The sequence below is a fragment of the Runella sp. R0.1_18 genome (genome assembly GCF_057652155.1).
The window spans coordinates 26,178-48,660 of record NZ_JBYFCK010000031.1 but is presented as its reverse complement, the minus strand read 5'-3'; the positions used below and the strand labels follow the sequence as shown (position 1 = coordinate 48,660).

Below are 22,483 nucleotides of genomic sequence, written 5' to 3'. Positions count from 1 at the left end.
TGAAAAAAGGTTAGAAAGTAAAGAAAAGCAACGTTTTCCTAACTTCCTAACCTTCAAAAATATTAAAAGGTTACTTAAATCGACTTTTTACCCGTCATACGGAAAGTATAAGTAAAAGCTCTGCCCAAGCTATCTTTGTCATTTGAGACGTTCTCGAACGTGATGGTATTGTTTCCGATTGTACCAATCTTTACACCAGTATCCAACATTTCGTATTCAGACGTACCTTCAACTTTTTTCAATTCAATACTGTCAAACGCATCGCTGTCTTTTTCAGTTTGGCCGTTGGTATATTTTACGGTTTGAACAAAGGCAATTGTAACAATGTTCGACGCTTTTTTAGCAACATCCAATACCGCCGTTAGTTCATAACCGTTGCCTTTGATTGGTAAAGAAATGGTTTCAGAAATTTCAGACGTCGCAGTAGCATATTTGATTGACTCTGTTATTTTGTCAACATTGTACGTCCCAATCACCTGTTCAGCAGGTTCTGGTTCTGGTTCCGTTTTCGAGCAACCTGCCAAAAGCGCTACTGCGAAAAAAAGTGATGCGTAAATATACTTTTTCATGGTGATTGAGATGTTAAAAGTGGCTTTTTTGTTTAGTAAGTTCGTATTTCAAGATTTTACCCCTCATTTTTAGGGAGGGATAAGCGCTCCATTCTATAAAACGAGAATTCTTAGGCAAAGTATTAAATCTTTGGAAAAATTACAAATAAGGGCATTTTTGTTTTGGTATATCTCTGCTCAAGGCCAATAGTCGTATTGTGCATAACGGGCGGCTTCGGTGGCAACTTCTGCCCCTAGCAACTTGCTTACCACGTAATACGACATGTCAATGCCCGCCGAGACTCCCGCCGATAAAATTACGGTTCCATTATCTACGTACCTAACTTTTTCGACTACCTCAATCTCAGTAGAAATAGCCCGTAACGAATCAAGCGCCATAAAATGAGTGGTCGCTTTTAACCCATTCAATAAACCTGCTTGTCCCAGAATCAACGCCCCCGTACAAACCGACAAAAGGAGCTCTGCTTGTGTTGCCTGTTTTTTAGCCCACTCCAATACCACGGGGTTATTCATTTCACGTCGGCTACCAAAAGCAACCCCGTCAGATGTGAAACCTCCTCCACCAGGAATGAGTACGATGTCGGCATTGGGCATGGTATCGAAGGTATAGTCAGGAGTAACTTTCAGGCCGTTTCTTGCTACAATAGAAGATTTTTCGGCCACCGTAAAAACGTCAAAGGGTTTTTGGGGAAGCGTCCGTAAACCTGCTACACTAAAGACCTCATAAGGCCCTGCAAAATCGAGTACTTCGACCTCGTCAAAGAGAAAAATGGCTACGCTGCGTGTCATCAATTATTTATTTTAAAGATTTTTAACAAAAAATAATTATTTTTTATATGTTTTTAATACAACAAAAGTACTACTCAAATTAATATAACAACTTGATTATCTGCGTATAAGTATATGGTTTTCTTTTAAAAATTTCATTTGTAATATTTTTAATATTCTCTTCTTTTTCTACTATTTATTTTCTCCTAAATCCGTCAGCTAAAAGCCCACCGTATGTATGCTTGTATTTGATTTCCAAATGCAATTAAACGTTTCAATGCCTTATTTCTATGGAAAAATCAACTATTTCAGAAACAAAAGCTAAAGGGCCTACGGTTCCTAGCATTCCTTCGGCAGAGCGAAGATTATTCTTACGCCATTTAGGTATCTTTGCCGCATCTACTACTTCGTTTTTGATGGCTTGTTCAAAAAGCCTCGACCTTACACCTGCTGGTGGATCGACGTCACATTCGGGAGCGAGGGTAAATGCTGATGGCTCCATTGATTTGGGAGCAGGTGACATTGGAATTCTTAATTATGCCTATGCCTTAGAGCAGCTTGAAACAGCCTTTTACACTGTTGCTCAAGAAAAAACGGCAGGTTTAACCTTTAATGAACTTCAAGTTTTGCAAGAAATTCGGGAACATGAATTGGTACACCGCGAATTTTTTAGGGCAGTATTGGGGGCGAATGCCATACCAGACCTAGACTTTGACTTTTCGGGGGTTAATTTCAATGACCGTAACAACGTTTTTCAAGTTGCTAACATCCTCGAAAGTACTGGAGTAGGCGCATATAATGGCGCGGCACGTTATATCAAAAACGCGGATATCATAGGAATTGCAGGTAAAATTGTTTCGGTAGAAGCCCGCCACGCTTCAGTTACAGGGCACATGTACTTGCCTCTACCTGGCTCTACTTACTCTTTTGGATTTGGTACGACTGATTCAAATGGTTTGGATATCGTATATAAGCCATCGGAAGTGCTTCCTGTTGCGCAAGGGTTTATCAAACAAAAACTAAGCGGAGCCAATTTACCAACCACCAACGCCTAAAATCATAGCAAAACCATGAATATCTTCAATATTCTTTCTGACATTGAAAAAATTGACGGTGATGCCGCCGAAAAATTCAACCACTCACGTCGCAAAATGTTAAAGACTACCTCTGTTGCAGCGGCAACGAGCGGCCTTTTTTTTGCAGGTGTACTAAATAAAGCCTATGGGCAAAGTAACACAATAACCGACGTATTAAACTTTGCACTTGTGCTCGAATACCTCGAAGCAGAGTTTTACATGAAAGGGATGCAATCAAGCCTCAATTTTGGCCCAGATAGAGGTCTTATCAACGAAATCGCCAAACACGAAGCCCAACACGTTGCCTTTCTTAAAAGTGCATTGGGAGCAAGTGCGGTAGCAAAACCCGAATTTGATTTTACTGCCAAAGGCGCTTTCCCCAACCCTTACACCAACTATCCTGTATTTCTTACCTTAGCACAAGCGTTTGAAGACACGGGGGTTCGTGCTTACAAGGGGCAAGCCCCCAATTTGGCAAGCAACCGTGATATTTTAGAAGCAGCGCTTCGTATTCACTCCGTGGAAGCTCGACACGCTGGGGAAATTAGAATTATTCGTAACATGTCGGCCTATGCCAGCGAAATGAAAACGGGTGGGGTTCCTGCCGCAATCTATGCGCGCGAAAACAACACAACCCACGTAGCAGGGGTTGACATTGTGGCACTTTCGCAACCAAAATTATTGTTTCAAAATAATGCTTCTCAAATGAGAGCTATGCAATTTGCGCAGGATTCGTTTGATGAGCCTTTGACAAAAGAAGAAGTATTGGCCATTGCTGGGCCGTTCATTAAGTAAGCGTTTATATTAAAAACGCGTGGGTATTTTTTCAGCCTTAGCCTCGACTTATGCGCATTCCAATGCCATAATGTTGAGGCTAAGGCCATTTATTTACAAAGCAGCCACTTTAGCTTTTCACCGAAAAGCGACGCCCCAACGTAATCAAAACCACGCCCGCCAACACCACCGCCGAAGCTACCAAGGATCGGCTACTTGGCACTTCGTGAATAAACAAAGCTCCTAAAATGATGGCAACCACAGGATTGACATAAGCATAGGTAGCGGTCAACGTTGGGGGCGCATGGTGCAGCAGCCACACATAAGCCGAATACCCCACAAACGACCCCATAACGATAAGGTAGGCCAGAGAAAAATAGGTTTGGGTCGTCATGTGCGACAAAGACTCACTCATTTTTGGCTCTAGTGCCAAACTCATTATCAGCGAAAAAACGCCTCCCCCCAGCATTTGAATGGCAGTGGTTTGCATACGCGGTGGCATGTCCAAATAAGGGGATTGTAACGAACCCCACGCCCAAGTGATTGACCCAATAAATACCATAAATGCTGGCCAAAGAGGAATTTCTCGCGTGTGTTCCTGCCCGAAAGGGTTTAGCAAAATATACATTCCAACTAACCCAACCCCTAAACCCAATACAGTTATCCATGAGGGTTTTTGGCGAGCAAAGAAGTAATAATCCAAACCCACCATCCAGCCTGGCAAAGTTGCTACCAACAAAGCCACTAACCCCGACGGCATGTAACCAATGGCATACGCCACGGCGCAGTTTCCGATGCCGCTCAACAAAACGCCTACCCATGCCGCTGACAACCATTGTTTAAGCGAGGGAATGCCGTATCCTCTGAGCAAGGTAAAGGCAAATAAAAGGACACCGCCCACTAAAAATCGAATGGTATTGGTCAACAACGGCGGCAACGTTTCGAGGGCATAGCGAACTCCTAAAAAAGTAGAGCCCCAAATCACGTACACCAACAGAAGATTAACCCAAAGTTTTAAAGAAGATGAAGATTGTTGCATTGTAGAATAATTCTCTAGTTTACTCTTTTCGCCCAATAATTGCCAACATTCTGCCCGTTTGCCCCTTTTCTAGTCGATAAGAGAAAAAGGTTTCGTTGTTAATAATGGTTGAAAATGAGGAAATCTCTATTTGATTTTTTGGAATACCAAACGCTTCTAACTGAGCAGCGTTGGCACGTTTTAAATCGACAAGGTATTTGTTAAGCCCCGTATCAAAGCGTTTGAATTTGGCTTCAAATTGTTCGGCTACCTCCTCTCCTACTTCAAACGAACACTCGTCGATGCAGGTTCCCACGTAGGCGAAACAATCTTTGGCCTGCGTCCCGTAGGTTTCAGCCATGGTTACCAAGGTTTTATGAACCAAATGAGCAACTGTTCCACGCCAACCCGCATGAACAGCCCCAACCGCCTTCTGTTTGGCATCATAAATGAGAATGGGCGTACAATCTGCCACCGTTACCCCCACAAATACATTCGGTTGATTGGTCACCAGCGCGTCGTACCCTTCGGCACGGCCACCTTTTTCAACAACTTGAACTTCAGCACCATGTACCTGAAATGACGATGCAAACTGCGTTTCTTCGATGCCTAATTGTTGAAAAAAAATAGCTCGATTAGCCTGAACATTTTCAACAGCATCTTGGGTATTAATTCCCAAATTCAACGACGAAAACGGCGGGCTACTTACTCCGCCAAGGCGGGTGCTTTCGGCCGCAATGAGGTAATTAAATGGAGAGAATATAGATGGGATAATAACAGAGCTCATGCGAGAAGAATTAAAAACGCCTCGACAAAATGCCGAGGCGAGACAAATTTTTTATACGCCCCAGCTTCCTGGGTCTTTACGCCACTGCGTCAACGCTTCTAATTGATTTTCAGTTACATAATCAAGCTTCAAAGCTTCTTGAATAAGGCAATCATAATTGCTTAAACACATGAGCTCCACTCCTTTTTGGCTAAAGTTTTCATCGGCCAACGCAAAACCATAGGTAAAAATTGCCGCCATTCCTAACACCTCAGCGCCTGCCTCGCGTAACACATCCACGACTTTCAATGAACTACCGCCCGTCGAAATCAAGTCTTCCAAAACCACTACTTTTTGGCCTGGCAAAATACGCCCCTCGATTTGATTGCCCATGCCGTGCTTTTTGGGTTCAGGACGTACATACGCGTAAGGCATATGAAGTACATCTGCAACAAGCGCTCCTTGGGCAATACCCGCTGTAGCGACGCCTGCAATCAATTCGGCTGCTGGAAAAGCAACACGAATGGCATCTGCAAGGGCATTTTTGATGTAAGTTCGTACTTCAGGGTACGAAAGTGAAAGGCGATTATCACAATAAATGGGTGAATTCCAGCCCGAGCTCCATTTGAAAGGTTGGTCGGGACGAAGACGAATGGCCTCGATATTGAGTAAGTGCGCCGCAATCTGACGCGATACATCCGAGTGGTTTTGCATGAAAATGCGTGCAAATGCACGAGTTTGAAGTTACTAGATACGCTATTTTGTGGGGCAAAATTACGCATAAAAAAAGAATGGCACGCCCCGCGCACCATTCTTTTCTGATTTTGTATGTTACTGTCAGACGATATATCGCTGTCAGACGATAGTCAGACAGCATTATGTCGTCTGACAGAGCCAGCATACCGTCAAACAATCGTCTGACGATATGTTAATGACTCACTAAAACTGGAATATCCGCGTGGTTGACAACGTCTTCGGCGATACTTCCATTGATAAAGTGATCAAAGCCTTTGCGTCCGTGTGTGTACATGACGATGATGTCGGCTTCCACTTCCTTGGCATAATCCAAAATACCTTGCTCAACCGTATCATCGTTGAAAATGGTAAACTCGTAATTTGTTAAGCCCAACTCAAGTGCAAGTTTTCCCATTTCATTTTTCAACTGCGGCCCGTTAAATTTTGCCATTCCGTTATCAACATACACAAAGTATGGTTCAATTTGAGCGGTATCCAACAAGGCCAATGACGTTTTAATAAAGCCAATATTTTCAAAATCAATGGCTACTACGACGCGTTTAAACGCATCAACGGGTGCTTTTACCACCAACACTGGACAACGAGAATAGCGCACAACTTGCTCTGCATTAGAGCCTTTTGTCCACTCTTTCCAGCCCGTTGCACCTGTAGAACCCATCACAATAAGGTCAACGTTTTGCTGCGCCACAATCGACGCCAGCGTATCGGTATCCCGCATAATTTTAAATCGAAACTTTACAGCATCGTACTTTGGCTTGTCCACCATGTCTTTGAGGCGATCTTTTGAGTCTTGCGTTAAGTACTTATAAAATTCATCTTTTGACTCATAAAACTCGTTGTCTATCATGGTGTATTCGAGCGTTGGAAAAACAATTTTCTTCAACAGAGACACCGTTGCTCCTTGTTTTTTTGCAATTTCTACGGCTACATCAAGTGCATATTCAGAGACATCGCTCAGGTCGGTGGGGACAAGTATCGTTTTCATTTTTAGGGAGAATTAGTTGGTGAACAGGTCAAATTTCTTTATTCAACCCACTAAAAAATATGATAAAACGCATTTATCTTGGCTGATAATTGTCACTTCTCTACAATTATTCGCACCTTCGCACGTTAGAAAAGTCAAGTTTCAAAAACACTTGTACTCACCAACTCCTTTGTATCAATTCAACACAATTCACTATGGCAAATATCCTCTGGGCAGACGATGAAATAGACTTACTCAAACCCCATATTTTATTCTTAACGGGCAAAGGTTACAACATTACTCCTGTCAATAGCGGCGCTGACGCCCTCGAAAAAGTAGAGCAAGAGCGTTTTGATGTCGTTTTTTTGGACGAAAATATGCCTGGGCTCACGGGGCTTGAAACCTTAGCTCAAATTAAGCAAAGTCGCCCTAACCTTCCCGTGGTTATGATTACCAAAAGCGAGGAAGAGCGCATCATGGAGGAAGCCATTGGTTCTAAAATTGCCGATTACCTCATCAAGCCACTGAATCCCAATCAGATTTTATTGTCGGTCAAAAAGATTTTGGACAACAAGCGCTTGGTTAGTGAAAAAACAAACCACAATTACATGCAAGAATTCCGCCAGTTGGCCATGCAATACCAAGATCGCATCGGGCACGCTGAGTGGGTAGAACTTTACAAAAAGCTCATATACTGGGAGTTAGAGCTTGAGCAAAGCAAAGATAAAAGCATGGAAGAGGTGTTTTACACCCAAAAAGAAGAAGCAAACAACAACTTTTGCAAGTTTATCATTGACAATTACGAAGACTGGCTCAACGACCCCCATTCCGACAAACCTATTCTGTCGCACCAGTTAATGAAACGGAAAGTATTTCCGTTGATGAAACCCAGTGAGCCGCTCTTTTTTATTCTCATTGATAACTTCCGCTTTGACCAATGGAAAGTAGTAGAACCCCTTCTGAATGAATACTTTACCATTGAAGAAGAAGGCTCTTATTACTCAATCCTACCTACGACGACGGGTTTCTCACGTAACTCTATTTTTGCGGGATTGATGCCTAGTGAAATCGAGAAACAATTTCCTAATTGGTGGGTAAATGACGAAAATACCCCCGAAGGCGAAGAAGGGTTAAATAAGCACGAAGAAGATTTGTTGCGGAAGCAATTTGAGCGTAATCGTATGCAAGTACGGTTTTCGTACAACAAAATTATTAACCAAAACCAAGGTAAAAACCTCGTTGATAACCTTCCTAATCTTTGGAAAAACCACTTGAACGTCATCGTATATAACTTCGTGGACATGCTCTCGCACGCCCGAACCGACATGATGATGATCAAAGAATTAGCACCAGATGAGGCAGCGTACCGCTCCATTACCAAGTCGTGGTTTCAGCATTCGCCCATCATGGATTTGATTCAGAAAATTGCGGAGAAAAAAGGTCGCATCATCATCACTACTGACCATGGTATGACGCGGGTGAAAAAACCCGTAAAAATCGTTGGCTACCGCGAAACGAATACCAATTTGCGCTACAAACAGGGTAAAAACCTCGGTTTTGACGACAACCACCTTTACGTGTGCCGCCGCCCAGAACGATTGTTTTTACCCAAACTGAACGTATCAACTGCCTACGTTTTCACCCTTGGCGATTACTTTTTTGCCTACCCCAACAACTTTAATCAATACGTAAATATGTACCGTGATACTTTCCAACACGGAGGCGTATCTATCGAAGAAATGATTATTCCGTTTGTGTTTTTGAAGCCAAAAGGATAAGCAGGAATGTCGAGTTTCGAATGCAGTATGTCGAACTGAAAAAGGGTGAATGATGTTTTTTTAAACATTCTTCACCCTTTTTCTTCCGCTCATTATCAATAAATTAACTCTTCTTTTACGTCTATTCAATGACCAGCGCCATTCATTAACCTTCTAATTCTCTGAATTTTTCTGTTGAAATCGGAGTTGACTTTTTATAATCGCCTTTATTAAAACATATGACAAAACCCCGCCTCATTTTAGACCAAGACGATGTATTGGCTGATACCCACGGCAAACTTGCAGAACTCGTTCTCCGCGAATTTGAAACAAATTTTAGTCGCGAAGAACTCTACCAAGCCTCTTTTTATGAGACCCTTTCGCAAGCCGACCAGAAGCGACTTTACAAAATTCTCCACGAGCCTGGCTTTTTTTCAGACATTCCGCTCATCCCGAACGCCTACGAAGCGGTGCTTGAGCTAAGCAAAAAATATGAAATATTTGTGGCTACTGCGGCCATGGAATTTCCCAATTCGTTTCGCGAAAAGTACGATTGGCTTCACCGACATTTTGGCTTTATTTCTTGGTCAAACATCGTTTTTTGCGGCGATAAAAGTGTCTTGAATGGCGATTACCTCATTGACGACATGCCTCGAAACTTAAAGACATTCAAAGGGAAAGGATTACTTTTCAATGCACCTCATAACCTCAAAGAAACGGAATTTGAGCGCGTCATGAACTGGGAAGAAATTTTAAAACGCCTCTTGTAGGTCTATTAATTTGATGATTTTCTCCAATAAAAAAGCGGGTTAGTTTCAACTAGCCCGCTTTTTTATTGGAAATATCGTTAGTTTCTTATGCCTCTCTGTCGTGCGCTGGAGCTGGTACCTCAACTCCTACTTTTGACTCCCGAAGTTTGATAATTTTGGTCCAGCTCAAAAGTTTAATAACTGGATAAGTTGGGTCAAATTCAAACCATTTAGTACCAAAGTTGGCACGGTTTGGCAATTTGTGGTGGTTGTTTTGGAACAATTCACCCATCATCAATAAATCAAAAATCAATGAGTTTTTTGACTCATCGCGGTTGTCAAAGTTTTGGTAACCGTACTTGTGGCCACTCCAGTTCACAATAGCGCCGTGAACAGGCCCCATCAAAAAGTGGATAGGCAGCAACAAGAAAAACGCCCAGTGCATGTCCAAATAGACAAAAGCAAAAATGTAGAAAACTAAGTATAATACTCCCCAACCAACGCGTGAAATCCATGAATCACCCAATTTTTCGAGTTTTTCCCAATATGGATAATCACGGTCAAAACGCGCTTCTACTTTCATTTTACGTTGCACAACGGCATTGTAAATGTCTTTGGTTTTCCACATCATCGTAAACACGTTTTCGGTATGATGCGGCGAATGTGGGTCTTTTTCGGTGTCGCTAAAAGCGTGGTGCATACGGTGTAAAATGGCGTAAGCACGTGGGCTTAAGTACGAAGACCCCTGCGAAATATAAGTCAAGGCGTAGAAGAACTTCTCCCAAAACTTGTTCATAGTGAACATCTTATGGGCAGAGTAACGGTGCAAAAAGAATGTTTGACAAAACAATGAAAGATACCAATGTCCAAAAAAGGCAACCAAAACTGCGTACATGAAGCAAATGGATTATTTAAACTTATTATAAACTTGTACAAAACTAAGAAAAGCTTTGCTGACAAACAACCTTTTCAAGCGAATTTCCGCTTACTGGTTGACAGTAAGTGCGTACTGAACCAAATTCGCTCCCATCCGCAAGGCTTGCAGGCGTAATTCTTCGGGGTCGTTATAGACACTTTGGTCCTCCCAGCCGTTGCCTAAGTCGCATTCGTAGCTGTAATAACATACCAAACGTCCTTGCCAAAACAGCCCAAAACCTTGGGGAGGTTTAGAGTCGTGCTCGTGAACTTTAGGAAGTCCGTTGGTAAAGTTGAATTTTTGGTGATAAACAGGGTGATTAAAAGGCACCTCGACAAACTCCAGTTCGGGGAACACCTTTTTCATTTCTCGGCGAATAAATTTATCCAATCCGTAGTTGTCGTCAAGATGAAGAAAACCTCCTGCGATGAGGTATTTACGAAGATTTCGGGCTTCCGAATCAGAAAAGAGAACGTTTCCGTGCCCTGTCAGGTGAACAAAAGGGTACGAAAATAAATCGGGGCTTCCTGGCTCCACAATGTCTTCCTCGGGGAAAATATTCATACGTAAGTTCTGATTGCAGAACTTAATGAGATTGGGTACGGATGTTTTGTTGGCGTACCAGTCGCCTCCACCACCGTACTTGAGTTTTGCAATTTTATAAGCATACTGGGCCGAAGCAGTGGTCAATACAAAGGCACTAAGCAACAGGGATAGAAACAGCTTTTGAACGAGGCGCATAATGGGGGTGTCTTGATGAATGAACCGTTGCACGAACTTAACGTAAACGATTCAATCACGCAAGTTTGTACACCAATTACAACGAATCCTTATCAAATTTAGTACCAGTTTTAGAAGAAGGGCCGTCTTGACTATCTCTGGTATTTTTTTGAACGGCAATCGCGCCAAACAGTGCCAACAAAAACGCAAAAGCATAGAATCCTTTTTCGCTTGGAAGCATGGTTGCATTCCACAAGCCAATGGCCAAAAGAGAAATGGACAAAATAGTCGAAAACCAACTGATGCCGTAATACACATCCGTCACTGGAATGCCTTCCAAGCGGTCGCGCACGCTTTTTTGTACTGACACAACAGCGAATAGCCCGTACATCAAAACCGTAAAATAATACCCTTTTTCATTAAGTGGGAGTTCGGCCCTCCAAAGTCCAATAATGTAGCCTGCCATGCCTGCGCCCAATGCGACCCAGGAGGCGCCAATAAATGCCGAAGATGGTTTTTGATTCATGATTTGTATGGTTTACTAATTTCCCCAAAATTTTGTCAGTGCATTATCTTTTTTTAAAGCCCTTCGTTTGCGCCGCGAAATGGGCAATTCTTCGCCGTTGAGTAAAAGTACATTGTCGGGAGTCATCGTTACGATATGTTTGGCATTGACGAGATACGACTTATGAATACGTACAAAATCAACGTTTCCCAAGACTTCATTGAAATGCTTCAAGGTTTTTGACTCCAAATAAGACTTCCCATTTCTCAGAAAAAAACGAGTATAGTTTACCTCCGACTGCATATAGATGATTTGGAATTTGTCGATAGGTCTAGGAATACCGCCCACATGCACAAATATATGCGATAAACGGCTTTCTTTTAACGGGGGGAGCGAAAAGTACGAGGCCTGTGACATAATGGATGTAGCATTTTTAAGGGTTAAAATCAACGTTCCAAAATTCAGGAAAGTAGCCACCATTAAAAAAAATGTCACAGTGAATCGGGATATTAAGTAAGTAAACCGTAGCAAACACGGCCTAAGCCGTGTAGCGCTAAGGTATATTTACGAGATGCAAAGTCTGACACGCCACCAACGCTGCTGTTTCCGTCCGCAAGCGGGTATTGCCCAACACCGCCATTTGAAACCCGAGTTGCTGCGTCAATTCAATTTCTTTGGTCGTAAAATCTCCTTCGGGGCCAATTAACACAAGGTAGTTTTGTTTTGGAAGCGCACTTTTCAACAAATGCGGCGGAAGAACATCATCGGGTAAGTGGGCAATATATTTTTGCGCAGTTGTTTCCGACACTTTAGGCAACCATTTTTCAAAATCGCCCACTTCTTCTAATTGAGGCAGGTAAGCTTGCAGCGACTGCTTCATGGCCGAAACGGCTATTTTTTGCAAGCGATCTAGTTTAATAGTACGTCTTTCTGAGTGTTTGGTATAAAAAAACGAGATTTTATCAATCCCCATTTCGGTCGCTTTTTCGACAAACCATTCAATACGGTCGATGTTTTTGGTGGGGGCTAAAGCGATTTCAATCGAATAGGGACGTGGCTGGTAGGTCGTTTGTTTTACTATCTGTAAATCACAACGCTTGGGCGTACTCTGACGCACTTGGGCGTCGTACCAACTTCCTTGACCGTCGGTTACTTGAACGGTTTCTCCTTCGCGAAGGCGTAACACTTTGGCAGCGTGGAATGCCTCATCGTCGGTGAGGGCAGAAATTGATGAAAAATCAGGTTGGAAAAATAAATGCATATATTGGAGTTGAACTTTGCTGTATTGATTTTTGTCTGTCTAATTTTTTACCCGCAGATTTCCGCAGAGTTAAAGTCGCAGATGGGCACAGACTTTTACTTCTTAACCAAGTTCATCATTGATGTTTTCTATATGTTTTAAAACAGTGAGCATCAAGCCCCCGTTTCAAATTTGATTTTAGGATTTTTCAAACATTTCATGGCTTGCGTCAATCCATTTAGGGTCAGCGGAAACATCCGATTTTCGGACCATTCTCGAATAATACTGATACTATGGGTATATTTCCAGTAATCGGCGACCGAAATAGGGTTTAACCACACAAAATGAGGATATTGTTCTTTAAAACGATTCAACCACGTAATACCCGCGTCTTCGTTGTAATGTTCCACACTTCCTTTGGGATGGGTGATTTCGTAGGAAGCCATGGAAGCGTCGCCCACAAAAATCACTTTGTAATCTTTGTTATACTTATGTAAAACCTCCAGCGTAGGTACTCGACTCGAACGCCGACTGTTATCCCGCCAAAGGGTTTCGTAAATACAATTGTGGAAATAAAAGTATTCAATGTGCTTAAACTGGTATTTAGCCGCCGAAAACAACTGCGAACACAAATCAATGTGGTCGTCCATCGAACCTCCGACGTCGAGTAGCAACAGAACTTTTACGTTATTTTTTCGCGACGGGTGCAGATGAATATCCAAAATCCCACCATTTCGACTCGTCCCTTCGATGGTGGCATTCATGTCTAGTTCTTCGTCGGCTCCCTCGCGCGTCAGGATTCGTAACCGCCGAAGTGCCATTTTCATATTTCGGGTATTCAATTCAACATCTTCGTCGTAGTTTTTGAACTCGCGTTGCTCCCACACTTTCAACGCCGTTCGGTTTCCTGCCGAAGGGCCTTTCACCCGAAACCCCTCAGGATTGTAACCATTATTGCCAAAAGGCGACGTTCCCCCCGAACCAATCCACGTATTCCCTCCCGAATGGCGCTCGTTTTGCTCATGCAGTAATTGTTGAAAACGCTCAAAGAGTTTCTCCAAACCACCCATTTTTTCAATCAATTCTTTTTCCTCCTCGGTCAATTCTCGTTTGAGTGCGTCTTCAAACCATTCGGGGGGAACATTCACTTCTAACAATTTGGCTTCGACGGTTTCGGCGTTTTTGAAATACTCCGCAAACAGTCGGTCAAACAAATCGTAGTGCATTTCATTTTTTATCAATACCGTCCGACTGAAATAATAAAACTCTTCCACGCTCATCTGAATGACCTGCTGCTTGAGTCCTTCCAATAGGTTCAAATACTCCCCAACTGACACAGGAAGTGCGTGTTTTTTGAGCAATAAAAAGAAGTCTAAAAACATCTTTGTGGGCGACGGAGTAAAGAGTTAATGGATAATCACAAGCGCTTAATGAGGTCGAAAACCTTTGGAACGTAAGGCTGCGTACAAGTCGTTATCTTGTTCATTTTTGAGCAACGCCCCCAAAAACGGCGGCACTTCGGGCATCGACTCCAAGTCTTTGAGGTCATCGGCCGACACTTTTGCCCAAAGTAGCAGCTTAATCCAATCAATCAATTCGCTGGTGGAGGGCTTCTTTTTGAGCGCCTTCACCTCCCGAACAGAAAAAAACATTTTTAAAGACCGTTCCAACAACTCTTTATCAAGGTCAGGATAGTGAACATTGACAATTTGGAGCATGGTTTCCCGATCAGGAAAACGAATAAAATGGAAGAAGCAACGCCGCAAAAACGCATCGGGCAATTCCTTTTCGTTGTTGGACGTAATGATGACAATTGGACGATGTTTTGCCGCAACGGTTCGATTCAATTCATAACAAAAAAACTCCATGCGATCGAGTTCTTGCAACAAGTCATTGGGAAACTCAATATCGGCTTTGTCGATTTCGTCAATCAATAACACGACCTGCTCTTCTGCCTCAAAGGCTTCCCACAGTTTCCCCTTTTTGATGTAATTTTCTACGTCATACACCCGTTGGTCGCCGAGTTGTGAGTCACGCAGTCGCGAAACGGCATCGTATTCGTACAAACCTTGATGCGCTTGGGTCGTTGATTTGATGTGCCACGTAATGAGTCGTTTTCCCAGTGCTTTCGCCACTTCATAGGCAAGCATGGTTTTGCCCGTACCAGGTTCGCCCTTGAGCAGCAGCGGTTTTTGCAAACTCACCGAGGCATTCACGGCCACAGCCAACTCACGCGTTGCGACGTACTTTTCGGTTCCTTCAAATTGAGGCATCATGTGTGTAGGGATTCCTTTTTCTAAAATTTTTATTGCATTTATAGTACTTGGTCTAAGTAATGCTCCACAAAATACTTCAAACTAGGATTCTGTGAATAGTGCCTTTGTAATATCTTGTGTTTACAAAAATCACGCGATAGTTTTTCATAAACTCTTGGTTCCTTACGACTAGAGCTAATAGCTTCTTTTTTATTTTTAATTAATACCTGATTTAACTTATGAAGGCAGTTATTGACGGAAGCACGTGCTTTGTCCGAACAATAAAGTGGCAAAAGCCAACATTCAATTTCATCGACTGATATGGCAAAAAGAATGCGTTTTTGATACATCTTAAAAAACGCCTCGCCAAAACTATTCAACATGAGCCCATCAAACTTTTCAACAATCCGTTCAATAAACTGTTCGATAGTCTCTCCATTTACAGGTGGAACGTCGAAGTGTTTATGATGCGAACAATCTGTATCAATTTGCACGACCAAGTAATCATTTTGTACAAAAGCTTCCTTAAAAACACTAGATTGACAATATTCAAACACATTGTACCAGCCGCCAAAACTTTCGGATGAAGTATCTGTGGCATCTCGTAGGGGCTGCAATGGTCGTACGATAAGGTCGGGGTCGTTAAAATAACCAATCAAAATATTCTCCAATACCACATGGTCAGTTACTCCTTCTGCCACGAGTCCAAATGTCGCCATTTTCTAAAAGTTTTTGGGTAAACCTCCGATATATCCCCGCAGAAATTGTTCCGACAATCGTACAGGACCAAGCCCTTCGGGAGTCGGTTTATGTGTAATTCGAAGTGCTTTGGTATGCCCCAGTTTGTTTCTGGAAATGACAAACAATCGTTGTTCTTCATCCTTCAAATCCAATCCATCTAACACCGCAGGATTGTGGGTGGTCATAATCACTTGCTTATCATGCTCCTTGGCCAAATGTGACAATTGTTGTACCAATTGGCTGGCCAATTTGGGGTTCATCGCATTATCAATATTATCTATAGCAAAAAATTTAGGCGTATAATCACTAATAAATAGAGAAAAGTAAAAGAGTAAGTATAAAAAACCTTCATTAGAGCTTCGTTGGTCAAAGTAGGACAAACCCTCTTCAATAAAACGGTCTTTAATCCGAATACGACGTTCTGTAAATCGTAAATCATCGGGAATTTCAAACCCTTCAAACCAATCAATAACCTTTAAATGCTCTCGAATTTTTTGAAATTGCTCAGGCTTTTCTTCATAAATAACAGATAATAACTTAAACAACCCCTCACCTCTTATGCCCAAAGGTGCTATTTGTGATTCGTCTTCAAAACGTCGAAGGAAATAGTTTTCGGGGGAGTAAATTTGAAAACGAAATAACGACCCATCTACCCTTCTAACTTTAAGTTCCTCAGAAACACGTTGTATCCTTCTTTCACATACCCATGTGGAATAAAAATCATTACTGTGTATCAGTGTGTAACTATGCTTCTCCTCGTCGTACCTCTCTCCTTTCACAAAGCTAATTTCAATATTTTCATCTAGGCACTCCTTCTTAAAACCACTCCTCATGGCCTGAGACTCAGTAATTCTAATCCCCCTTGAAGCTAAAAACTCGTTGTCTAATTTATTACTTGCTGCTGCCGAACCCATGGCAATTGCTTCAAGGATATTGCTCTTCCCGCTTCCATTTTCACCAATAAAGACATTTATTCTTCCCAACTCTAAGGTTAAGGATTCGATAGATTTGAAATTCTCAATCGTTACTTGCTGAACCATACGTTCCTAGTTTTCTTTTACCAACGCAAATTACGTTTTTTTTGAAAGTTCTTCCTAACAAAGGTGGACGATAAAAAACAGCCCAAAATGATGGATAATAGAATAGAAACTTATGTACATTTGGCCAAAACTTACTCAATATGCTCCTGACCACTTTACTCTCAGCTACTCTATTTTTTCAATTCTACAAGTACCCCGTATTACCTGCTTCGGGGACCAAAGTCGAGTCGTTTGTGCCTAAAGGTTGGTACATTCACGAAAAAGCCGAAGGCGACCTCAACAAAGATAACCTTCCCGACCTTGCGGTAGTTATTGAGGCCGACAAACCAGTTAAAAATCTAAAAGAGGCAGATAACGAACAAACTCCTCGCCTACTTTTCGTCGCCTTCAAACAGGCCGATGGAAGTTACAAACTTTCGATTCAATCCAACGAATCAATCATGCTGTCCAACGAAGGCGGTGTTTTTGGTGACCCATGGGAGGGATTAAGCATCGAACGAGGCACCCTTTTGGTACGTTTTTACGGAGGAAGCTCCAGTCGATGGGGATATGCTTACCGTTGGAGATTTCAAGAAAATGATTGGTTTATGATTGGCGCTACCTATACGGCAAGCTCTACGCACGACGGTTCGTACGAAAAATACGACTTTAACCTCATCACGGGAGCTACCGAAATCTCAAAAGGGGCAGGTGAAGACGAGAAAGGCAATACCCCAAAAGACAAGGTAAGCAAAATTAACATTGGCAAAAAACCGCTTTTGAAGCTCAAAACGTTTGTCCCTGTTCAGTACGCAATTTACAAAGACATTTACATCTAAACTTCCTATGAAAGCCCTATTCTCTTCACTCCTCACGGTTTGTAGTATTTCTTTGCTACATGCCCAAGATTTAATGATTGCCAGCCCCAAAGTAACTTCCTACAAAAACGCCGCCGCTTCAGGTCCTAGCGCGGGTTCTTATAAAATTGGCTCTCAAGTAAAGCTAGTCGAAAAATCGGCAAATGGAAAGTTTTACAAAGTTAGCCAAGACAAAGGCGCGACAGGTTGGATAACTTCCGCTCAAGCTGTTCCCCTCAACAAACCTACGACCAAAGAAGTAGTGTTGGCCGTAGCAAGAAATTACAATGCCAAACCGAGCGAAAATAGCACAGCAAACGTAGAAGTAGAAAACTGGCTGAAAGCGGTAAAAACGGATAAAACGCTCACTCCTACCGAATTGGCTGAAGTAGAATTTTTCTGTTTAGTGACTATTCAGCGTATTGCTCGCAGCATTCCATTTGGTACAAATCAATTGAAAGCATGGACCGATAGCCATAAAAAAGAGGTCTATTACAGCGACTATGGTAACGCAGGTCATTTTTTACAACAAGATCTTTTGTGGAAACTGGAAGCGACTGTCCCTGCCACCGACCCACTCAAAGAACGTATAGCATACGAAGCAAGCCAACTCGAAACGGGTGGCGAGTGTGAAGGTTATTGGGTGTGTGTGTTAGACCGTGCTCTTTCTAAGTCAGGTGAATACCTAAAACGACATCCCAAAGGAAAAAATGCCAACGCGCTAATTCAGTCCGTTCTCGAAGAGTTTAAGTACTCAGACCCTGCGGAGACCAAAACGTATGATGCCGCCGACAAAAAATCAGTAAAAAAATCGGCAAATGATTGGAAAAATATCCTTAGCAAAACAGCGGATAGTACTGAGAAAAAACAGTTAATAGCTCTTCTCAATAAATTTTAATCCCATTTTTTGTTTACCACAATGCGTAAGTTCTTTTTGCTACTTTTCACTATTGGAAGCTTGGTAATTACCTCTTATGGACAAACCAAAACGGCCGCTCAAACGGTACAAGACTTTTACAAATGGTACACTACCAAAGGTGCCATGCTCGAATGGCGCGCAGTCGTCAAGCGCCCAGAATTTAGTCCTGCGTTTCGTAAACGTTTGACCCTTTTTTATCAAAAAATGGAAAAAGACAACGAAGGTGGTTACGACCCCATCGTTCAGGCGCAAGACTTTGATGAGCAATTTAAAATCAAGCCTATTTCCAGTACGGCTACCAAAGCGACTTTTGCGTTATGGATGTTTGGTGGAAAAGCCGCAACTGTCACAATCAATAATGTCGCCAATCAATGGCTGATTGATGATATAAAAGGGGTTCAGTAAGCGATTAAAAGGGGAAAGCGTCAAGTTTTCCCCTTTTTGATTGATTAACAGCACCCCGAATTAGGCGTGCAGCAATCGGACGCTTGCTCTAAATCCAACAGCTTGAGTTTAGGTTTTTCCACCGACTTTTTCATTACTGTCGCCGAACTTGGACATACGCCACTAAATTGTTGCGATTGAGCAATTTCGGTAGGAACAGAGTCACGTTCTACTTTTTCAAAACCTTGTTTAGCGAAATAAACTTCAGCAGTAGTGGTGATTAAATATAGTTCTTTCACCCACTGCAAACGCATTTGTTTGATTAAATCATTGACCAAGCGCTGCGCAATTTTAAAGTTTCGAAACGACTCTTTCACCGCCACCGAACGCAATAGCCCGTAGTCGCCCGTTACCTCCACACCTGCTGTACCTACCAATTGCCCATCGGCAAAGGCAAGTAGGAAATGGGGAAGTTCAGGGTTCAAATCTTCCGTTGGCAAGCCTACTGACTTCAATAACTCAGCCACTGCCTCCTTATCCGTGGGCTTTGCGCTACGAATTCGGATTTCTGCGGCGGCAGGCGAAGGCTTTTCAGCATAAACCGTAATGCTGTAAATCCCTAAACTGCCTTTGCGATACGCCTCAATTTCTTCGCTCGAAATGTATTCAGCCAAGATTGCGTCTGGAAGTACAATTTCACGGTCTTTTTGAAGCGTGATATTAACAAATCCTGTTTTTTCAATCAGCCCCAAATAGTCTGTTTTTTGAATCGCCCCCGACACACAGCCTGCGTACATTTCGGCGGCATGTTGAAGACCATCAGGAAGCTCACCTTCCAACACAATGTCAGAAATACTAAAATGCCCACCAGACTTCAACGTACGATAAATTTCTTTGAATACATTGACTTTGTTGGGGACTAAATTCAGTACGCAATTACTCACGACCACATCGGCCACGTTGTCGCTTACGGGCATCGCTTCAATGTCTCCTTGACGAAACTCCACGTTGTTGAAACCCAACTTTTCGGCGTTAATCCGTGCTTTGGAAATCATCGCTTCCGTAAAGTCCACGCCAATCACTTTGCCCGAAATACCTGTAGCGGCACGCGCTACAAAGGCATCGTTCCCTGCGCCACTTCCTAAATCAATGACCGTATCCCCTTCCTTGATTTGGGCAAATTGGGTAGGCAGCCCACAGCCCAAGCCCAAATCGGCATCGGCTACGTATCCGCTTAGTTTTGTGTAGTCTTCGGCCATGATTCCCAAAAACTCTCCGTCAGTTTCACAACTTGGCCCACAGCCACAGCAAGAAGCAGCGTTAACGTCCTTTGATTGGTTAGCCACCTCGGTGTATTTTTCACGCACAAGGTTTTTGAGCGATTCTTCAGTTGTCATAGTAGCGATTGATTTTAATTGTAATATTACGATAAATATAAGCAAAAAATTTTAGCAACAATCATTTTTAAGGTATGAAGCAAACAACAACCCGAAAGATTGCATGGCTTCGTTCCAGACCACTTCATCAATACAATAGCAGACCCTTGGCGGATTAATATCCCCTTTGATGATGCCGATGCGTTTCAGTTCTTTCAAATGCTGCGAAACGGTGGCTTGCGAAAGCGGTAATTCATCGACGAGATCGCCGCAAACGCACGCTTTTTTTTCGGCCAAAAGCCGCAAAATGGCCACCCTAGCGGGGTGAGCAAACGCCTTTGCCAAGTCCGCTATTCGGTTTTCTTCTTCGGTAAAAACTGCTGATTTTGTTGTTCCCATTTCGTGTCAATACACTAATCAATCGCAATATTACGATATAAATTTTATTTCCAAAAATTTGGCAAAAAAAACTTTCTTTCCTTACTTGTGGAAGCGTTCAACCCTATAAAAAAGTACCTAACTGATGAAGAAGTGGATTTTTGTTCTAGGATTATGCCTTTTATCGACCTTTTCCTTCGCCCAAAAAGCGGCTGTCGATTCGACCCAAAATACTTCATTAACGACTGACATTCTGTCATTTGCAAAAAAACACCTTAGCTACCGTTACCGCTCAGGCGGGAGTTCTCCCAAAGGTTTCGACTGCTCAGGTTTTGTACGATACTGTTTTTCTAAATTTGGGATGCTTCTCCCCCATTCTAGCGCCGCCCAAATCTCTCATGGGGTAGAAGTCGCCCTTGGTGAAGCACGCCCAGGTGATTTAATTTTCTTCAAAGGAAGCAATTCTAAAAGCTCTCGCATTGGCCACGTTGGAATGATTGTCTCAGTCAGTGACGGCTACGTTAAATTCATCCACTCAGCCTGGAAAGGCGGCATCCGTTACGACGTCCTTCATGCCGATTATTATAAGAAGAGATTTGTGGGTGTGAGGAGAGTGATTAAGTAGGGTCGAGTGTCGAATGCAGAGCGTCGAATAACCGTGTTGAGGGTTTCTCAAAACCCGATTCTTCTGTGCTGCGCATTTTGAGAAACCCAATTTTGTGATACAACTACAGTTTCACCAATCTTTCCACCGCTTTTTCAAGCGTTTCCTCTTTTTTCGCAAAACAAAAACGTACAACGCCGTTGTCGATACTTTCTTGGTAAAAAGCCGAAACAGGAATGCAAGCCACGCCGTGTTCTTTGGTTAACCAAATAGAAAAGTCTTTGTCGGACAAATCGGAAAGGTGGTCGAAATAATACAATTGAAAGTAACTACCATAACTCGGGAGGGGCTTGAAACGCGTTTGTTTCATTAATTCGGCAAAATAATCACGCTTCTTTTGATAAAAACTAGAAATTGAACGGTAAGCCTCTTTGTTTTTGAGATACTCAGCCAAAGCAACCTGAGCGGGGGTATAACAGCTAAAGCAATTGAACTGGTGTACTTTACGAAATTCGGCCGTAAAGGCAGGCGGAGCAATACAGTACCCCATTTTCCAGCCCGTACAATGGTACACCTTGCCAAACGAAAAATTCACAAACGCCCGTTGACGCAAGTCTTCGTACCTCAAAATACTCTGATGTGGTTCATCGTCGTATATCAAATGTTCATACACTTCGTCGGACATAATGAGCAAATCAAACTCCTCCACTAACTGACGCAGCTGTTCAATGTCTGAAGCCCGCAAAATACTACCCGTAGGATTGTGGGGTGTATTGAGGGCAATCATGCGGGTGCGGGGGGTAATTTTAGCCCGAACCAACTCCCAATTGATACGATACGTCGGAAACTCCAGCGGAATCCGAACCGCTACCCCACCGTTGATTTCAATATTGGGAATGTAACTATCGTAGGCAGGCTCAAACACAATCACCTCATCGCCAGGCTGTAACACGGTGGTAAAAGCCGTATAAATCCCGTACGTTCCGCCAGGAGTAATCGTTATTTCGGAATCCGGATTGATTTCAATTCCGTACAAATCATGCACTTTGGCTGCGATACTTTCCCGCAAAGGCATCCAACCTGCCATGGGCGAATATTGATTGTAGCCATTTTGCAGTGCTTCGCACGTAAGATTGACCAGCTCCTCAGGCATATTAAAATCAGGAAAACCTTGTGATAGGTTGATGGCTTTGTGTTCTGCGGCCAGAGCAGACATGACCGTAAATATCGTTGTACCGACGTTGGGAAGTTTTGAGGTTATTTTTTTACCACTCATGGAGGGTTTGGTTTTTTCGTGTAAAATTAGCTTATTGAAACCGAATAGCCCTTCAATTTTGAACTTTCTTAACTAAACAACTTATTTACTCACTCA

26 protein-coding genes are annotated in these 22,483 nt (G+C 42.7%); 8 read left to right on the top strand and 18 right to left on the bottom strand.

Annotated elements, in window-relative coordinates; all coding sequences use genetic code 11:
• Window positions 1-74: 74 nt before the first annotated feature.
• Both AC23P2_RS28945 and AC23P2_RS28940 read right to left on the bottom strand, forming a co-directional pair.
• On the bottom strand, window positions 75-569 hold the full coding sequence (locus tag AC23P2_RS28945) for a hypothetical protein (RefSeq protein WP_487776431.1): 495 nt from the start codon (window positions 567-569) through the stop codon (window positions 75-77).
• Window positions 570-746: 177 nt separating this feature from the next.
• Window positions 747-1,358: a DJ-1/PfpI family protein gene (locus tag AC23P2_RS28940; RefSeq protein WP_487776430.1), complete on the bottom strand. Its 612-nt coding sequence runs from the start codon at window positions 1,356-1,358 to the stop codon at window positions 747-749.
• Between the two features lie 269 nt (window positions 1,359-1,627).
• On the opposite strand from AC23P2_RS28940, the gene AC23P2_RS28935 reads away from it, so the two are divergent.
• Both AC23P2_RS28935 and AC23P2_RS28930 read left to right on the top strand, forming a co-directional pair.
• Window positions 1,628-2,392 carry a ferritin-like domain-containing protein gene (locus AC23P2_RS28935; RefSeq protein ID WP_472493025.1) on the top strand — a complete coding sequence of 255 codons (765 nt, stop codon included), beginning with the start codon at window positions 1,628-1,630 and terminating at the stop codon, window positions 2,390-2,392.
• 15 nt (window positions 2,393-2,407) lie between these two features.
• The gene (locus tag AC23P2_RS28930; RefSeq protein WP_487776429.1) at window positions 2,408-3,208 is read left to right on the top strand and encodes a ferritin-like domain-containing protein; all 801 of its coding nucleotides are present in this window, start codon (window positions 2,408-2,410) and stop codon (window positions 3,206-3,208) included.
• 109 nt (window positions 3,209-3,317) lie between these two features.
• Here the strand turns inward: AC23P2_RS28930 and AC23P2_RS28925 are convergent, their stop codons facing one another.
• The 4 genes from AC23P2_RS28925 to AC23P2_RS28910 all read right to left on the bottom strand — a co-directional run bounded on the left by AC23P2_RS28925 (window position 3,318) and on the right by AC23P2_RS28910 (window position 6,712).
• A complete protein-coding gene (locus tag AC23P2_RS28925; RefSeq protein WP_487776428.1) occupies window positions 3,318-4,226 on the bottom strand; it encodes an EamA family transporter in 909 nt (302 codons plus the stop codon).
• A 19-nt stretch (window positions 4,227-4,245) separates the two neighbouring features.
• Window positions 4,246-4,992 carry a peptidoglycan editing factor PgeF gene (gene pgeF, locus AC23P2_RS28920; protein ID WP_487776427.1) on the bottom strand — a complete coding sequence of 249 codons (747 nt, stop codon included), beginning with the start codon at window positions 4,990-4,992 and terminating at the stop codon, window positions 4,246-4,248.
• Between the two features lie 51 nt (window positions 4,993-5,043).
• Window positions 5,044-5,685 carry an orotate phosphoribosyltransferase gene (gene pyrE, locus AC23P2_RS28915; RefSeq protein ID WP_487776426.1) on the bottom strand — a complete coding sequence of 214 codons (642 nt, stop codon included), beginning with the start codon at window positions 5,683-5,685 and terminating at the stop codon, window positions 5,044-5,046.
• 214 nt (window positions 5,686-5,899) lie between these two features.
• A complete protein-coding gene (locus tag AC23P2_RS28910) occupies window positions 5,900-6,712 on the bottom strand; it encodes a universal stress protein (RefSeq protein ID WP_487776425.1) in 813 nt (270 codons plus the stop codon).
• Window positions 6,713-6,906: 194 nt separating this feature from the next.
• Here AC23P2_RS28910 and porX point away from each other — a divergent pair, with 194 nt between their 5' ends.
• Together porX and AC23P2_RS28900 are read left to right on the top strand one after the other, a co-directional pair.
• Window positions 6,907-8,469, top strand: coding sequence for a T9SS response regulator signal transducer PorX (gene porX / locus AC23P2_RS28905; RefSeq protein ID WP_487776424.1), 1,563 nt, complete (start codon window positions 6,907-6,909; stop codon window positions 8,467-8,469).
• Window positions 8,470-8,687: 218 nt separating this feature from the next.
• Window positions 8,688-9,218, top strand: coding sequence for a 5' nucleotidase, NT5C type (locus tag AC23P2_RS28900; RefSeq protein WP_487776423.1), 531 nt, complete (start codon window positions 8,688-8,690; stop codon window positions 9,216-9,218).
• Window positions 9,219-9,303: 85 nt separating this feature from the next.
• Here the strand turns inward: AC23P2_RS28900 and AC23P2_RS28895 are convergent, their stop codons facing one another.
• The 9 genes from AC23P2_RS28895 to AC23P2_RS28855 form a co-directional block, all read right to left on the bottom strand.
• Window positions 9,304-10,092, bottom strand: coding sequence for an acyl-CoA desaturase (locus AC23P2_RS28895; RefSeq protein ID WP_487776422.1), 789 nt, complete (start codon window positions 10,090-10,092; stop codon window positions 9,304-9,306).
• 90 nt (window positions 10,093-10,182) lie between these two features.
• Complete coding sequence (locus tag AC23P2_RS28890; protein ID WP_487776421.1) at window positions 10,183-10,854, bottom strand: DUF4159 domain-containing protein; 672 nt, start codon at window positions 10,852-10,854, stop codon at window positions 10,183-10,185.
• Between the two features lie 76 nt (window positions 10,855-10,930).
• Window positions 10,931-11,359, bottom strand: a complete 429-nt coding sequence (yiaA, locus tag AC23P2_RS28885) for an inner membrane protein YiaA (protein WP_487776420.1) — start codon at window positions 11,357-11,359, stop codon at window positions 10,931-10,933.
• Window positions 11,360-11,374: 15 nt separating this feature from the next.
• Entirely contained in the window at window positions 11,375-11,833 is a 459-nt protein-coding gene (locus AC23P2_RS28880; RefSeq protein WP_487776419.1) for a LytR/AlgR family response regulator transcription factor, read from the bottom strand.
• 58 nt (window positions 11,834-11,891) lie between these two features.
• On the bottom strand, window positions 11,892-12,599 hold the full coding sequence (locus AC23P2_RS28875) for a 16S rRNA (uracil(1498)-N(3))-methyltransferase (protein ID WP_487776418.1): 708 nt from the start codon (window positions 12,597-12,599) through the stop codon (window positions 11,892-11,894).
• A gap of 152 nt (window positions 12,600-12,751) precedes the next feature.
• Window positions 12,752-13,960, bottom strand: a complete 1,209-nt coding sequence (locus tag AC23P2_RS28870) for a vWA domain-containing protein (RefSeq protein WP_487776417.1) — start codon at window positions 13,958-13,960, stop codon at window positions 12,752-12,754.
• 45 nt (window positions 13,961-14,005) lie between these two features.
• Window positions 14,006-14,854, bottom strand: coding sequence for an AAA family ATPase (locus tag AC23P2_RS28865; protein WP_487776416.1), 849 nt, complete (start codon window positions 14,852-14,854; stop codon window positions 14,006-14,008).
• 38 nt (window positions 14,855-14,892) lie between these two features.
• The gene (locus tag AC23P2_RS28860; protein ID WP_487776415.1) at window positions 14,893-15,534 is read right to left on the bottom strand and encodes a hypothetical protein; all 642 of its coding nucleotides are present in this window, start codon (window positions 15,532-15,534) and stop codon (window positions 14,893-14,895) included.
• 21 nt (window positions 15,535-15,555) lie between these two features.
• Window positions 15,556-16,614: an AAA family ATPase gene (locus AC23P2_RS28855; protein ID WP_487776414.1), complete on the bottom strand. Its 1,059-nt coding sequence runs from the start codon at window positions 16,612-16,614 to the stop codon at window positions 15,556-15,558.
• Window positions 16,615-16,754: 140 nt separating this feature from the next.
• Between AC23P2_RS28855 and AC23P2_RS28850 the strand changes: the two genes are divergently transcribed.
• From AC23P2_RS28850 to AC23P2_RS28840, 3 genes are read left to right on the top strand one after another with little or no spacing between them, the layout of a single operon-like run.
• Window positions 16,755-17,432: a hypothetical protein gene (locus AC23P2_RS28850; protein WP_487776413.1), complete on the top strand. Its 678-nt coding sequence runs from the start codon at window positions 16,755-16,757 to the stop codon at window positions 17,430-17,432.
• A 7-nt stretch (window positions 17,433-17,439) separates the two neighbouring features.
• Entirely contained in the window at window positions 17,440-18,348 is a 909-nt protein-coding gene (locus AC23P2_RS28845; protein ID WP_487776412.1) for an SH3 domain-containing protein, read from the top strand.
• 21 nt (window positions 18,349-18,369) lie between these two features.
• On the top strand, window positions 18,370-18,774 hold the full coding sequence (locus AC23P2_RS28840) for a YqhG/Tai3 family protein (protein WP_487776411.1): 405 nt from the start codon (window positions 18,370-18,372) through the stop codon (window positions 18,772-18,774).
• A 44-nt stretch (window positions 18,775-18,818) separates the two neighbouring features.
• Here AC23P2_RS28840 and arsN2 read toward each other — a convergent pair whose 3' ends face one another.
• Both arsN2 and AC23P2_RS28830 read right to left on the bottom strand, forming a co-directional pair.
• Window positions 18,819-20,150 carry an arsenic resistance N-acetyltransferase ArsN2 gene (gene arsN2, locus AC23P2_RS28835; RefSeq protein ID WP_487776410.1) on the bottom strand — a complete coding sequence of 444 codons (1,332 nt, stop codon included), beginning with the start codon at window positions 20,148-20,150 and terminating at the stop codon, window positions 18,819-18,821.
• 51 nt (window positions 20,151-20,201) lie between these two features.
• Window positions 20,202-20,528: an ArsR/SmtB family transcription factor gene (locus tag AC23P2_RS28830; protein ID WP_487776409.1), complete on the bottom strand. Its 327-nt coding sequence runs from the start codon at window positions 20,526-20,528 to the stop codon at window positions 20,202-20,204.
• Window positions 20,529-20,652: 124 nt separating this feature from the next.
• On the opposite strand from AC23P2_RS28830, the gene AC23P2_RS28825 reads away from it, so the two are divergent.
• The gene (locus AC23P2_RS28825) at window positions 20,653-21,132 is read left to right on the top strand and encodes a C40 family peptidase (protein WP_487776408.1); all 480 of its coding nucleotides are present in this window, start codon (window positions 20,653-20,655) and stop codon (window positions 21,130-21,132) included.
• 103 nt (window positions 21,133-21,235) lie between these two features.
• On the opposite strand, the gene AC23P2_RS28820 is transcribed toward AC23P2_RS28825, so the two are convergent.
• Window positions 21,236-22,387, bottom strand: a complete 1,152-nt coding sequence (locus tag AC23P2_RS28820; RefSeq protein ID WP_487776407.1) for a methionine aminotransferase — start codon at window positions 22,385-22,387, stop codon at window positions 21,236-21,238.
• Between the last annotated feature and the right edge of the window lie 96 nt (window positions 22,388-22,483).

Excerpts from the sequence above, each read along its gene's own strand:
- AC23P2_RS28820 (WP_487776407.1), bottom strand. The coding sequence starts at position 22,387 with ATGAGTGGTAAAAAAATAACCTCAAAACTTCCCAACGTCGGTACAACG.
- AC23P2_RS28850 (WP_487776413.1), top strand. The coding sequence starts at position 16,755 with ATGCTCCTGACCACTTTACTCTCAGCTACTCTATTTTTTCAATTCTAC.
- yiaA (WP_487776420.1), bottom strand. The coding sequence starts at position 11,359 with ATGAATCAAAAACCATCTTCGGCATTTATTGGCGCCTCCTGGGTCGCA.
- AC23P2_RS28875 (WP_487776418.1), bottom strand. The coding sequence starts at position 12,599 with ATGCATTTATTTTTCCAACCTGATTTTTCATCAATTTCTGCCCTCACC.
- AC23P2_RS28830 (WP_487776409.1), bottom strand. The coding sequence starts at position 20,528 with ATGGGAACAACAAAATCAGCAGTTTTTACCGAAGAAGAAAACCGAATA.
- AC23P2_RS28945 (WP_487776431.1), bottom strand. The coding sequence starts at position 569 with ATGAAAAAGTATATTTACGCATCACTTTTTTTCGCAGTAGCGCTTTTG.
- AC23P2_RS28900 (WP_487776423.1), top strand. The coding sequence starts at position 8,688 with ATGACAAAACCCCGCCTCATTTTAGACCAAGACGATGTATTGGCTGAT.
- porX (WP_487776424.1), top strand. The coding sequence starts at position 6,907 with ATGGCAAATATCCTCTGGGCAGACGATGAAATAGACTTACTCAAACCC.
- AC23P2_RS28940 (WP_487776430.1), bottom strand. The coding sequence starts at position 1,358 with ATGACACGCAGCGTAGCCATTTTTCTCTTTGACGAGGTCGAAGTACTC.
- AC23P2_RS28935 (WP_472493025.1), top strand. The coding sequence starts at position 1,628 with ATGGAAAAATCAACTATTTCAGAAACAAAAGCTAAAGGGCCTACGGTT.
- AC23P2_RS28870 (WP_487776417.1), bottom strand. The coding sequence starts at position 13,960 with ATGTTTTTAGACTTCTTTTTATTGCTCAAAAAACACGCACTTCCTGTG.
- AC23P2_RS28925 (WP_487776428.1), bottom strand. The coding sequence starts at position 4,226 with ATGCAACAATCTTCATCTTCTTTAAAACTTTGGGTTAATCTTCTGTTG.
- AC23P2_RS28930 (WP_487776429.1), top strand. The coding sequence starts at position 2,408 with ATGAATATCTTCAATATTCTTTCTGACATTGAAAAAATTGACGGTGAT.
- AC23P2_RS28855 (WP_487776414.1), bottom strand. The coding sequence starts at position 16,614 with ATGGTTCAGCAAGTAACGATTGAGAATTTCAAATCTATCGAATCCTTA.
- pyrE (WP_487776426.1), bottom strand. The coding sequence starts at position 5,685 with ATGCAAAACCACTCGGATGTATCGCGTCAGATTGCGGCGCACTTACTC.
- AC23P2_RS28890 (WP_487776421.1), bottom strand. The coding sequence starts at position 10,854 with ATGCGCCTCGTTCAAAAGCTGTTTCTATCCCTGTTGCTTAGTGCCTTT.
- pgeF (WP_487776427.1), bottom strand. The coding sequence starts at position 4,992 with ATGAGCTCTGTTATTATCCCATCTATATTCTCTCCATTTAATTACCTC.
- AC23P2_RS28840 (WP_487776411.1), top strand. The coding sequence starts at position 18,370 with ATGCGTAAGTTCTTTTTGCTACTTTTCACTATTGGAAGCTTGGTAATT.
- AC23P2_RS28845 (WP_487776412.1), top strand. The coding sequence starts at position 17,440 with ATGAAAGCCCTATTCTCTTCACTCCTCACGGTTTGTAGTATTTCTTTG.
- AC23P2_RS28910 (WP_487776425.1), bottom strand. The coding sequence starts at position 6,712 with ATGAAAACGATACTTGTCCCCACCGACCTGAGCGATGTCTCTGAATAT.
- AC23P2_RS28895 (WP_487776422.1), bottom strand. The coding sequence starts at position 10,092 with ATGTACGCAGTTTTGGTTGCCTTTTTTGGACATTGGTATCTTTCATTG.
- AC23P2_RS28825 (WP_487776408.1), top strand. The coding sequence starts at position 20,653 with ATGAAGAAGTGGATTTTTGTTCTAGGATTATGCCTTTTATCGACCTTT.
- AC23P2_RS28865 (WP_487776416.1), bottom strand. The coding sequence starts at position 14,854 with ATGATGCCTCAATTTGAAGGAACCGAAAAGTACGTCGCAACGCGTGAG.
- arsN2 (WP_487776410.1), bottom strand. The coding sequence starts at position 20,150 with ATGACAACTGAAGAATCGCTCAAAAACCTTGTGCGTGAAAAATACACC.